The 12,051-nt window shown below is 71.9% G+C and carries 9 protein-coding genes; 3 read left to right on the top strand and 6 right to left on the bottom strand.

The window, feature by feature from the left end; all coding sequences use genetic code 11:
* Nucleotides 1–86: 86 nt before the first annotated feature.
* The 5 genes from AC3ETA_RS38045 to AC3ETA_RS38025 form a co-directional block, all read right to left on the bottom strand.
* Nucleotides 87–710 (bottom strand): DedA family protein, encoded by a 624-nt coding sequence (locus AC3ETA_RS38045; RefSeq protein WP_432197464.1) that lies wholly within the window; start codon nucleotides 708–710, stop codon nucleotides 87–89.
* A 239-nt stretch (nucleotides 711–949) separates the two neighbouring features.
* Complete coding sequence (locus tag AC3ETA_RS38040) at nucleotides 950–1,387, bottom strand: DoxX family protein (RefSeq protein ID WP_432197463.1); 438 nt, start codon at nucleotides 1,385–1,387, stop codon at nucleotides 950–952.
* Nucleotides 1,388–1,477: 90 nt separating this feature from the next.
* The gene (locus AC3ETA_RS38035; protein WP_432197462.1) at nucleotides 1,478–3,376 is read right to left on the bottom strand and encodes an FAD/NAD(P)-binding protein; all 1,899 of its coding nucleotides are present in this window, start codon (nucleotides 3,374–3,376) and stop codon (nucleotides 1,478–1,480) included.
* Nucleotides 3,377–4,065: 689 nt separating this feature from the next.
* Nucleotides 4,066–5,700 (bottom strand): alkaline phosphatase D family protein, encoded by a 1,635-nt coding sequence (locus tag AC3ETA_RS38030; protein WP_432197461.1) that lies wholly within the window; start codon nucleotides 5,698–5,700, stop codon nucleotides 4,066–4,068.
* 151 nt (nucleotides 5,701–5,851) lie between these two features.
* Complete coding sequence (locus tag AC3ETA_RS38025) at nucleotides 5,852–6,496, bottom strand: HNH endonuclease family protein (protein ID WP_432197460.1); 645 nt, start codon at nucleotides 6,494–6,496, stop codon at nucleotides 5,852–5,854.
* Nucleotides 6,497–6,906: 410 nt separating this feature from the next.
* Between AC3ETA_RS38025 and AC3ETA_RS38020 the strand changes: the two genes are divergently transcribed.
* Both AC3ETA_RS38020 and AC3ETA_RS38015 read left to right on the top strand, forming a co-directional pair.
* On the top strand, nucleotides 6,907–7,488 hold the full coding sequence (locus AC3ETA_RS38020; protein ID WP_432197459.1) for a TMEM165/GDT1 family protein: 582 nt from the start codon (nucleotides 6,907–6,909) through the stop codon (nucleotides 7,486–7,488).
* A 188-nt stretch (nucleotides 7,489–7,676) separates the two neighbouring features.
* Nucleotides 7,677–8,354, top strand: a complete 678-nt coding sequence (locus AC3ETA_RS38015) for an HAD family hydrolase (protein WP_432197458.1) — start codon at nucleotides 7,677–7,679, stop codon at nucleotides 8,352–8,354.
* A 344-nt stretch (nucleotides 8,355–8,698) separates the two neighbouring features.
* Here the strand turns inward: AC3ETA_RS38015 and AC3ETA_RS38010 are convergent, their stop codons facing one another.
* Nucleotides 8,699–9,556: a peptidoglycan-binding domain-containing protein gene (locus AC3ETA_RS38010; protein ID WP_488187656.1), complete on the bottom strand. Its 858-nt coding sequence runs from the start codon at nucleotides 9,554–9,556 to the stop codon at nucleotides 8,699–8,701.
* A gap of 371 nt (nucleotides 9,557–9,927) precedes the next feature.
* Between AC3ETA_RS38010 and AC3ETA_RS38005 the strand changes: the two genes are divergently transcribed.
* Nucleotides 9,928–11,994, top strand: coding sequence for a DHA2 family efflux MFS transporter permease subunit (locus AC3ETA_RS38005; RefSeq protein ID WP_432197456.1), 2,067 nt, complete (start codon nucleotides 9,928–9,930; stop codon nucleotides 11,992–11,994).
* Nucleotides 11,995–12,051 lie beyond the last annotated feature (57 nt).

The raw sequence follows: 12,051 nt of genomic DNA, 5'->3' as shown, positions 1-12,051 counted from the left end.
CGACCAGCCACGGACAACCCGCAGTCGCCGTCGGGCCCGAAGCCCCGAGCTCTTGGGCGCCCCCGCCACGCCGAAGGCTCCCGCCGCTACGCCGAAGGCTCCCGCCGCACCAGATACGTCGCCCCCGCCCCCGCCGCGAACAGCGCCGCCACCGAGACCGCCGTCGCCAGCCAGGTCGCGCCCAGCCACTGGGCGCCGAAGTAGCCGAGGGCCACGCTGTAGACGGCCCAGGCCAGGCCCGCCAGGGCGGACCAGGGGAGGAATTCGCGGACGCGGCGGTGGGTGGCGCCCGCGCCGAGCGAGACCACCGAGCGACCGGCCGGAGCGAAGCGGGCCAGCACCACCAGGGCGCCGCCGCCCCGGGTCAGGGCCGCGCCGAGACGTTCCTGCGCCGCGCTCAGCCGACGGGAGCGGGCGATCGCGCGGTCCAGCCGGGCGCCGCCGCGCCGGGCGAGGCGGTAGGCGACCAGGTCGCCGAGGACGGAGGCCGTCGCGGCGCAGAGCGTCAGGGCCAGGATGTCCGGAACCTCGCCGGGCACGTCCCCGGTGGCGGCACCCGAACCCGCGGCCGCCGCCGTGGCCGCCGTGATGACCAGAACGCCGCTGGGCAGGACGGGCACGAACACGTCCAGCAGCACCGAGACCGCGACCACTGCATAGATCCATGGGACCGCGGTCAACGCGCCCACGTCCTCGATCCCCTCGAGCACTGCAACTCCCCGTTTACCCCCGTGGCCAGACCCGTGCCGCGACGTCCTGGGGGAGCGGCAGGGGCGGCCTATGACAGCCATACAGCGTACGCCGGGGGTGTGACAGGAGATCCATCGGGTGCTCGTGTGTTCGGCACAGCATGTTCACCCGGCCGAGGGCGCGCGAACACGGAGAGCACGCGCGACGGCGCCCGTACCCGCGAGGTGTGCGGGCGCGGACGCCGTCCAGCGGGACCGGGTCAGGCCGCGACCGGCGTCTGGTCGGTCGCCGTGCTGCTCTGTGCCGCGGAGCGCCTGCTGAACAGCCGGTCCAGGCCGAAGGCGCCGGAGCCGGTGAAGATCAGCAGGAACATCGCCCAGCTGTACATGGCGGCGCCTTCGCCGCTGTTCTCGATGGGCCACAGGGCCTGCGGCTGGTGGACCTTGAAGTACGCGTACGCCATCGCGCCGGAGGACAGGAACGCCGCGGCACGGGTGCCGAGGCCGAGCAGGACCAGGCTGCCGCCGACGAGTTCGATCACCGCGGCGTACCAGGCGGGCCAGGCACCGGTGTCCGGGGTCTCGCCGCCGAAGGCGCCGAAGAGCGAGTTGGCGCCGTGACAGGCGAAGAGCAGGCCGACGACGATACGGAACAGGCCGATGGCATACGGCTGGGCGCTGTTGAGGCGTCCGGTCATGTGGGGGGCTCCCTCGGTCTGGCTGCGGCCGGTCCCGGTAAGCACCGGCCTGGGGACGGAAAGTGAACGGTGGCCCCACGTTAGGCTCGCCTAATCGATGCTTGCAAGTTCAACATTTGGCCACGCCTGCGCCCCGGCATCCCCTTCCGCCCCGGGGACAACGGCACGTAGTGCCGCCCTGGCCACCGCATCCGCATCCGAAAGAGTGACCGAATCCACACCCGGCCGGGCCCCCGCAGCCGTCACCCAGTGCACCCCCTCCGTCGGCACGCCGAACGCGAACCGCCGTGCGTGCGCGCGCCCCTGACGGTCGATCAGCCGGTACGGTCGCGCGGTCACGTCCAGCCCGCCGGTCTCGTAGCCGTCGACCGTGTGCGGCCGGCACTGCCCCGTCTTCAGCAGCCGGGCGAGCAGTTCGTCCGCCGTGCGGCGCAAGTCCGGTTCGGGCAGCCGGGCTTCGACCAGCGTCGTCGTACGCACCACGGAACCCGGCACCTCCAGGGAGCGCGCCACCCACGCGTCCGCCTCCTCGCGCACCTCCAGCCGCGGCCCGAGCACCTCCACCACGCCCGCCTCCATCAGGGCCACCAGCTCCTCGACGCGTCGCCGCGGCGGGCCGATGGACAGGAAGGCGTTGAGCGGGGTGTACCAGCGGTCCAGATGGTCCCGGCGCGAGGTGCCGGTGAGGCCCGCGTGGTCGACGATCAGGCGCAGTTCGTTGCGCAGGTCGCGCAGCACGTCCAGGGCCGACTTCAGCGGGCCGTGGACATTGCCCCGGGCGGCCTGGGCGGCGTCCTCGCGCAGATACGCCAGCAGCCAGTCGCGCCACCGCCCGCGGTCCTGGAAGCCGCGCTCCGTGTACGGCCGCGAGACCCGGTCCCAGCTCCAGCGCTCACTCACGGGTATCCCGAACTCGTCCAGCAGCAAAGCCTCTTGGGGGTCGCGATGAGGGACGTCCAGGAAGCGCTCGGTGAACTCCGGCCGCCCGGCCCCCGGTATCAGCGCCGCGTAGTACACCGTTTCCACCTCCTTCGCCACCAACGGCCATATCTCCGCGAGGAAGTCCGGCGCCTCGCCGGAGTCGGCGCGCTTGCGGAAGCCGGCGATCACCTCCGGCGTCAGCACGAGCGGGAGATGGCGGCCGTACGGTCCTTTCGCGTTGTCGCCGCGGGCCTGGTACGGGATGCCGCGCCGTGAACCGGCGTACAGGCGCGGCTCGTCGCCGGAGGGGAGATAGCGCAGGCCCTCGTCGTCCCGGACGAAGCGTCCGCCGCGGCCCGTCGTCAGCAGGGCCATGTGATCGAAGAAGTTGAGACCCAGGCCGCGCAACAGCACGGGTTCGCCGGGGGATACGGCGGACAGGTCCACGTCGGCCGGGTTGGCGGGCGCCACGTACCGCAGGCCGTGCCGCTCGGCGTGGGCGGCGAGGTGGCGCTGGGCAGTGCCGGCGGCCGTCGGGAGGTGGCCCTGCGCCAGCACCACGGCGGACAGGCCGGACACGACGCGCCCGTCGTCCAGGGTGAGGGTCTGACGGCCGTCGGGCGCGTCGTCGAGCCGTACCGCAAGCGCCGCGTACGTCTCGACGCGCACGGTCGGCGGTGCCTCGCGCACGACCTTCGCGAACACCCACTCCAGGTAGCGGCCGTACTGGGCGCGGGTCGGGTACTCGTCCGGGCCCAGCTCGCCCGCCGCCCAGTCGTACAGGCTGGGGCCGGGCCGGATCGGGCCCGAGCAGTCGACGCTCTCGTCGGTGAACAGGGTGACCTGCGAGGCCACCGTGTTCATCAGCAGTTCGGGTGACTGCGCGGTACGCCACACCCGTCCCGGGCCGGGCGGCGCCGGGTCGATCACATGGACGGTGAGGCGCGCGCCGGGCGGCAGGAGTTCGGGAACGCAGGCGCAGAGGCGTTCCAGGACGCTGGTGCCGCGGGGGCCGGCGCCGACCAGGGCGACGGATACCGAGGTCGGAGCGGGGGGCGGTGCGGTCAAAGGGGTGACTCCCGGGCGTGTGGGGCGCGTTGGAGCGGGCGAGCCGTCGGGCGGAAGCGGACGGTCCGGCTCATCATGCCGTCGTCGGCGGGGCGAACTCAGCCCGGGGGTCGGTGAGTGTGGGATGCATCACGAGCATCACGTGCCACGCCGGTCACAAGCGGTCGGAACGGTTTGAATATGGGGCGAGTTCGGACGCCGAGGTGATTTTCCGGGCCTGCGGGTTCGTCGTCGACCGCGGGCCGGTGGAGGCCGTTCGCGCAGTTCCCCGCGCCCCTGGGCCAGCAGCCGCCAGGCCGATCTCCAGGGGTGCGGGGAATGCGCGACCGGGCACAGACCCGCGTGCCCCGGGTCGTGGCGGTGAGGTCGATATTCAGGGGTGCGGGGAATGCGCGACCGGGCACAGACCCGTGTGCCCTGGGTCGGTGGCGGTGAGGCCGACCTTCAGGGGCGCGGGAACTGCGCGACCAGCCGCACACGGCCCGCAGCCGCCGACCCAGGGGCGCGGGGAACTGCGCGACCAGCCGCACACGGCCCGCAGTCGCCGATTCAGGGGTGCGGGGAACTGCGCGACCAGCCGCACACGGCCCGCAGTCGCCGACTCAGCGGCGCGGGGAACTGCGCGAGCAACCCACGACAACCCGCAGCCGCCATCGCACCGACAGCCCCGAGCTCTCCGGCGCGACGGCTCACCCGCCCCGCGTCAGTTCCCTCTCCGCCACCACGTCCAGCCCCGCAGCACCCCGCGCCTGCTCCAGCCGCAGCCGCGCCGAGCGCCTGCCCAGGGTCAGCGTCATCAACTGGTTGCCGAACCACGGCCCACCCGTCCGGCGCCAGTCGATCGGCGGCTTCGGGCAGCCCCCGTGCCCCGCGAACCGCCGTCCCAGCACCCGGGCGAGCCCGCTCCAGCCGAAGCGGAAGCCGAGCCGGATCGCGAGCGGGATGGCGTTGTGCACCGGCGAACAGGTCAGCTGCAGGACACGGGCGTCGGGCCCGGTGCCGGCCGGCCAGGACGGCTCGGCGATGTACGCGTGATGCACGTCCCCCGACAGCACGCACACCGTCGCCGGCGCCTGCGGCCCCGAGCCGGCCTCGGCGATCAGCTCCGTCAGCGCGTCGAAGGACGACGGGAACGCCGCCCAGTGCTCCAGGTCGGCCCGCCGCCGCAGATCCTCGCCGAACCGCGCCCAGCGCTCCCCGCGCTCGCCCCGGCACAGGGCCGCGTTCCACGCCTCGGCGTCGTGCACCAGATGCGGCAGCAGCCACGGCAGCGACGTACCGATGAGGAGGTGGTCGTAGGAGCCGGGGGAGTCCAGTGCCTGCTCGCGCAGCCACCGCGCCTCGCCCGGGTCGAGCATGGACCGGGCCTCCTCGTCGAGGACGCGGGCCGCCCGGGTGTCCACCATCAGCAGCCGCACGCGGCCGAAATCGCGCCGGTAGCTCCAGCGGACCGAGGCCGGGTCGGCGTCCGCCTTGCAGGCGAAGGAGCGCAGCTCGTCGGTGCCGTCGGGGGCCTCGCACACGGCGGCGAAGAGCGGGTCGGCGGCCAGCTCTGCCGGGGTGAGGTTCCCCAGGTGCTGGTGGACCCAGTACGACATCAGCCCGCTCAGCAGACGCTCGCGCCACCACGGGGTGGCCCGCATGTCGGCGAGCCAGGCGGCGGAGGTGTTCCAGTCGTCGATGACGTCGTGGTCGTCGAAGATCATGCAGCTGGGCACGGTCGACAGCAGCCAGCGCACCTCCGGGTCGAGCCAGGACTCGTAGTAGAGGTGGGTGTACTCCTCGTAGTCCGCGACCTCGTTGCCCGGCGGTTCGCTCAGGTCGCGGCGGGCGGCCAGCCAGCGCCTGGTCGCCTTGGAGGTCTCGTCGGCGTACACCTGGTCGCCCAGCAGCACCAGCACGTCCGGCCGCTCGCCGTCCGGGTCGGCCGCCATCCGGGCGGCCAGCGTGTCCAGGGCGTCCGGCCCGACCGGGTCCTTCTCGTCGGCCGGAGGCGCCGCCCAGCGGCAGGAGCCGAAGGCGAGCCGGACGGGGTCGCTGTCGGCCGGGGCGCGGATGACGGACGGCGGGAAGGGCGAGTCGGGAAGCGGCCACGCGCCGGTGCCGTCGAGGAGGACCTCGTACGGCGTCGTGGTCCCCGCCGTGAGGCCGGTCACCGGCACGAGGGCGTAGTGATGTCCGGCGACCTGGAAAGAACGTGCCTCGCCGCCGGAGCCGTCCGCCCCGCGCACCTGCACGGTGCACGGACGGCTCGCCTCGACCCACACGGTCGCGGACGAGCCGTCGACGTACCTCAGCAGCGGACCAAGGCGCAGTTCGGCCACGGCATACCCTCCTCCGTCGCCCCGTACGGTACGGAACGACGGAGGGGAACGGGGAGGTTCCGCAGATCACGGTTTGCCGAACTCCGCCGGCTCACGGTCGGCTCGCCGTCCGGGCCGGCCAGGACAGGCGTACTGCGCCGCGGTGCTCCCGTCAGCAGCTCGCGAGGTAGTTCGTGAGGGCGGACTTCTCCGCCGAGTCGACCGAGAGGCCGTAGTAGTACTTCACCTGCACCCAGGCGCGGACGTACGTGCAGCGGTACGCGGTGCGCGACGGCATCCAGGTGGCCGGGTCCTGGTCGCCCTTGGCCTGGTTCACGTTGTCCGTGACGGCGATCAGCTGCGGGCGGGTCAGGTCGTTGGCGAAGGACTGGCGCCGGGAGGTGGTCCAGCTGTCGGCGCCGGAGTCCCAGGCCTCGGCCAGCGGGACGAGGTGGTCGATGTCGACGTCGGAGGCGGCGGACCAGGTGGCGCCGTCGTAGACGGAGTACCAGCTGCCGCTCGTGGCGGCACAGGAGGAGTTCTGGACGACGTTCGTGCCGTCGCGCTTGAGGACGACCTCGCGGGTGTTGCAGGCGCCGGACTGGGTGATCCAGTGCGGGAACAGGTCGCGGTCGTAGCCCGTGCGGTCCTCGGCGGCCACGGTGAGCGAGGCGAGGTAGGTGCGGGCGGTGGCGGCGCTGACGGGGGTGGGGAGCGCTGCGGAGGCGGTCGGAGCGTTGAAAAGTGCGACGGAGGCTATGAGGCCGCTGAGGGCCGCGAGTATGCTGACCCGTCGACGCGCGTAGAACTTCGACATGCGAACTCCCTTGAGGGGTGGGGGTGTTGGCGAGCGAGCGTGGGAATGCTCGCCGCGCCGCATTGCGGGGAGATGTGCGTCCGGTTAGAAATTAGTGACGTGTTCATGACACGACAAGGTTGAGGCTGTGACTTTCTTCCTGTGAATCGGTCGCTGGTCCGTTCGACTCCGTCGCGTACGATGGGTGGCGCAGAAGGGGAGTAGCTCTTCGCCGGACCGTCGACATACTGCTCAGCTCGTCTGAGCCGGCGCCCGGAGGCGGACCTCGGCCACGAGGTCGGTCGGCGAGACCTTCGGCAAGCAGTGCACGCCCGTGTCGTACGGCACGGGTGCTCAGTGTGCTGCCGTGCCGAGGTGTCGTAGCGCAGTGACATCGCTCTCGGTGGGGCAGCCCGACCGATTGAGGAACCTTGATCAGCTTCACCGTGACGGCGGTCGTCTTCGGCGTCGTCTTCCTCGCCGAACTGCCCGACAAGACCGCGCTCGCCGGGCTCGTCCTCGGTACGCGCTATCGCGCCTCGTACGTCTTCGCGGGCGTCGCCGCCGCGTTCGCGGTGCACGTCGCGCTGGCCGTGGCGGCCGGCAGTGTGCTGACCCTGCTGCCGCAGCAGATCCTGCACGCGCTCACCGGTGTGCTCTTCCTCGGCGGCGCGGCCGTGCTGCTCATGAAGAAGGACGAGGACGAGGAAGAGATCCGCAAGCCGGAGAACCAGTCCTTCTGGAAGGTGTCCGGGGCCGGTTTCATGCTCATCCTGGTCGCCGAGTTCGGTGATCTGACGCAGATCATGACGGCGAACCTCGCGGCGCGCTACGACGATCCGCTGTCCGTGGGCATCGGCGCGGTGCTGGCGCTGTGGGCCGTGGCCGGGATCGGCATCGTCGGCGGCAGGGCCCTGATGAAGCGGGTGCCGCTGAAGCTGATCACCAAGGTGGCGGCGCTCGTGATGCTGACCCTGGGTGTCTGGAGCCTGTACGAGGCCATCGCCGGCTGAGCCGGCGGCCGGCCGGAGCTGAACTGTGGGTGAACGGTTTCCGGAGGCGGTGGCGCGATCGGGGCCCGGTTTTGTACCGTAGGGGAACAAAGTGGTTCCCGCCCGTTTTCCCTGACCGGCGGGCGGGGCCACCTTGTCCCTCCGGGGGCCACCCCCGTACCCCCGCGCCCCTCGCCTTGGAGTTGCCGATGACGGCCACCGCCGCGCCCACCGAGTCCACCGTGATCACCGCTCGTGCCCTCCTGCTCGACATGGACGGCACCCTCGTCAACTCGGACGCCGTCGTGGAGCGGATCTGGCGTCGCTGGGCCGATCGGCACGGGCTGGACGGCGACGAGGTGATGAAGGTCGTGCACGGGCGTCAGGGGTACGCCTCGATGGCGCTGCTGCTGCCCGACCGGCCGATGGAGCAGAACCACGCGGACAACGCGCGCATGCTCGCCGAGGAGACGGCGGACGTCGACGGCGTCGTGCCGATTCCGGGGGCGCCGGAGTTCCTGGCCTCGCTGCGGGGGCTGCCGCACGCGCTGGTGACCTCGGCCGATGTCGCGCTGTCCACGGCGCGGATGGCCGCGGCCGGGCTGGAACTGCCGGATGTGCGGGTGACCGCGGAGTCGGTCGGGGCGAGCAAGCCCGACCCCGAGGGCTTTCTGAAGGGAGCCGCCGAGCTGGGGGTCGCGCCGGCGGACTGTGTCGTGTTCGAGGACTCCGGGGCCGGCATCGAGGCGGGGCGGTCCGCGGGGATGCGGGTTGTGGGGGTCGGCGCTCGGGCCGGGTTCCACGGGCCGGATGTGCTGGTGAGGGATCTGCGGCAGGTTCGGGTCGAGGCGGTGGACGGGGGCGGGGTCCGGCTCGTCATCGCCTGAGGGGGTGGGGAGGACGGTCCGTCGGCGGGTGCGGGCCGGCGGGGGGCGTTCGCGCAGTTCCCCGCGCCCCTGAAGTCGGCGGCCGTGAGGCCGATTCCCGGATGCGCTGGGGGCTGCGCCTGAGGATTGGCGGTGGCCGGGCCGATTCCCGGATGCGCTGGGGGCTGCGCCTCTGGATTGGCGGTGGCCGGGCCGGCTCCCGGATGCGCTGGGGGCTGCGCCTCAGGATCGGCTGTGAGGCCGACCTTCAGGGGCGCGGGGAACTGCGCGACCAGCCACCGCCGTGGCCGCACCCGCCGACGGACCTCAGGCCCCGGGCTCCACCCCGTGGGGCCGGCGCAGCGTCACGGTTCCGTCGTTTCCGATTCCAGCCGCTCCCTGGTCTCCAGGTCGTAGACCCCGTAGTCGTCCGGCTGGATCCCCCGCGCCCACTGGTACCGGACGACCGCGTCCTCCACACCCTCGTTGTAGTTCCCCCTCGCCTGTCGCGTGTACAGGCCGAGCTGGGTGAGGCGGAGTTCGAGTTCGGTGACCTCGGGGCCCCGGTCGCCACGGCTCAGGACCGGGGGCGTGGGCCAGCGGGCGGCGGGGGACTCCTCGTCGGGGCCGGTCGCCGCCTTCGTGGTGGACGGGGACGGCGTCGGCTCCGTCGACGGGGTGGCGGTCGGCGACGACGTCGATCGGGTGGGGGAGGGGGACTCGGTCGGGCTCTCCGTCGGAGAGGGGGACTCCGGCGGCGGAGTCGAACCGGCCGCCGTTTCGGCCGGGGCGGACGTCGTCTCGGACTCGCCGGTAGCCGGTGCCGGGACGCTCGCCCGTACGTCGCGCGGCAGCGCCGTCTTCCGGGACGGTGCGTCATAGGTGAACATGCCGCTCGCCAGGCCTGCCGCCGTCATCACCACCACGAGCGCTCCGCCCGCGCCCAGCAGGATCGTGCGGCGGTGCCGGGGCCGGGGGGTTGCGGTAAGTGAGTCGTCCCAATCGGCCTCGTCGGCGAGGGCCGGAGCCGTCGTCGGCGTCGGCGTCGGCGTCGGCTCGAACAGGCTCAGGTCCTGGGCGCTCGGGGTCGTGGCCCCGGACGCCAGCGGGGTGGCGAGGGTCTGGGCGTTCTCGGTGGCCGGGGGCGCGGGTGGCGCCGGCTGCTGCGGGTCCACCTGGCGCAGCTGCATGGTTTCGGCGGCGTTGGCGCCCTCCAGCTCCACGTATGGCCGAATGCGCAGCGGATCGAAGTCCCCCGCCGCTGCCGCCTCCGCCGTACGGGCGTCTCTGAGAGCCTCGGACGCGCGCTCGCCGCAGCCGCACGACGGGGTGTTGTCGGCCGCTCTTGGCGTACCGCACTCCGGGCAAAGGTGACCGTTCGGGCTACCCGGATCCTGTGGATCCCCGGCGCCTCCGGTGCCCCTCGGCTCTGTCACGCGTTCGTCCCTCCCTCGCGAACTCCCCAGATTATGCAGACGTTCCTCACGCTCTCTCCCCAAGCCCCCGGAAGGGACGATTCCAATGGGACTCGACAGGCCATAACGGGGCACAGCGATCACGATGGAGGGGGTAACGAGACCTTCGGGAGGTCTTCATGGCCGGGGACGCGCACGGTATGACGGGAAATGTGCGTGACGCGCAGCCCCCGGAACGGCGCGCCGCGGCGCACGAGAACGTGCCCCGTAACGTCCTCGTGTCCATCGGCGCGCTGCTCCTCGGGATGCTGCTCGCCGCGCTCGACCAGACGATCGTGTCCACCGCGCTGCCCACCATCGTCAGCGACCTCGGAGGACTCGAGCATCTGTCGTGGGTGGTGACGGCGTATCTGCTCGCGTCCACGGCCGCCACACCGCTGTGGGGCAAACTCGGTGACCAGTACGGGCGGAAACGGCTGTTCCAGATCGCGATCGTGATCTTTCTCGTCGGGTCCGCCCTGTGCGGCATGGCGCAGGACATGGCTCAGCTCATCGCCTTCCGGGCCGTCCAGGGTGTCGGGGGCGGCGGGCTGATGGTGCTGTCCATGGCGATCGTCGGGGACATCGTGCCGCCGCGTGAACGAGGGCGGTACCAAGGGCTGTTCGGTGCCGTGTTCGGGGCGAGCAGTGTGCTCGGGCCGCTGCTCGGCGGGGTCTTCACCGAGCATCTGAGCTGGCGGTGGGTGTTCTACATCAACCTGCCCGTCGGGGTCGTCGCGCTGGTCGTCATCGCCGCCGTGCTGCGGATCCCGCACAAGGCGACCCGTCATGTCATCGACTACCTCGGTACGTTCCTCATCGCGTCCGTCGCCACGTGTCTGGTGCTGGTGGCCTCTCTGGGTGGGACGACCTGGGCGTGGGGGTCGGTGCAGATCGTCGGACTGGCGCTGCTGGGGCTGGTGCTCGCCGCCGCGTTCGTGGTGGTGGAGCGGACGGCAGCCGAGCCTGTGCTGCCGCTGCGGTTGTTCCGGGTGCGGACCTTCACGCTGTCCGCGGTCATCAGCTTCATCGTCGGGTTCGCCATGTTCGGCGCGATGACCTATCTGCCGACGTTCCTTCAGGTCGTGCAGGGCATCAGCCCGACCCTGTCCGGGGTGCACATGCTGCCGATGGTCGTGGGCATGCTGCTGGCGTCCACCGGGTCCGGGCAGATCGTCAGCCGTACCGGGCGCTGGAAGGTGTTCCCGATCACCGGTACCGGGGTGACGGTGGTCGGGCTTCTGCTGCTCCATCAGCTGGAGGTGGACAGTTCCACCTGGGCGATGAGCGTCTACTTCTTCGTGTTCGGGCTGGGGCTCGGGCTGGTCATGCAGGTGCTCGTGCTGATCGTGCAGAACGCCGTGCCGTACAAGGACCTCGGCGTCGCGACCTCCGGGGCGACGTTCTTCCGGTCGATCGGGGCGTCGTTCGGGGTCGCGATCTTCGGGACGATCTTTGCGAACCGGCTGGACGACAAGCTCGTGGAGGCGTATCGGGGGGTGCGGCTGCCGGAGGGGGTCTCGCTGGAGGGGCTGGAGGCGGATCCGCGCGGGATCGCGGAGTTGCCGAGTGCGCTGCGGCCGGAGGCGTTGCAGGCGTACGCGTCCTCGATCACGGATGTCTTTCTGTACGCGGCGCCGGTCGCGGTGGTCGGGTTCGTGCTGGCGTGGTTCCTGCGGGAGGACAAGCTGCGGGGGTCGGTGACGGCGCCCGATGTCACGGAGACGTTGGCCAGTAATCCCGTGGAGCGGTCGTCGTACGACGAGGTGTGCCGGACGTTGTCGGTGCTGGGGACTCGGGAGGGGCGGCGGGAGGTGTACCGGACGATCACGGAGCGGGCGGGGTACGACCTGTTGCCGGCCGCGAGTTGGTTGTTGCTGCGGATCAAGAGGTACGGGTGGGTGGAGCCGGGGGTGCTGGCGGAGAAGAGCACTGTGCCGTTGCCGGTGATTCTGGATGCGGCTCGGCAGGTGGAGGGGCGGGGGTTGGCTGTCCGGGAGGGGGTGGATCTGGTGCTCAGTGAGAAGGGGCGGGCGGTGGCTGAGCGGCTGGCCCGGGTTCGGGAGGAGTCGTTGGCGGAGTTGCTGGGGGACTGGTGGGGGCCGGAGCGGCCTACGGATCTGGTGCAGTTGGTGAAGGAGCTGAATGGGGAGTTGTGTGGGGCGGAGCGGGAGCAGCCGGGTGCCTCCGGCGGTGGGGCGCGGTGATGCCTGCGGCGGCCCGTCGCGCCGGGTGGGGGGTGCGGGTAGCGCGTGCGGGTTCGT

It is taken from the genome of Streptomyces sp. bgisy027 (assembly GCF_057710365.1).
Note: the sequence above shows the minus strand (reverse complement) of the source record. Positions and strands in the feature narration are given on the sequence as shown.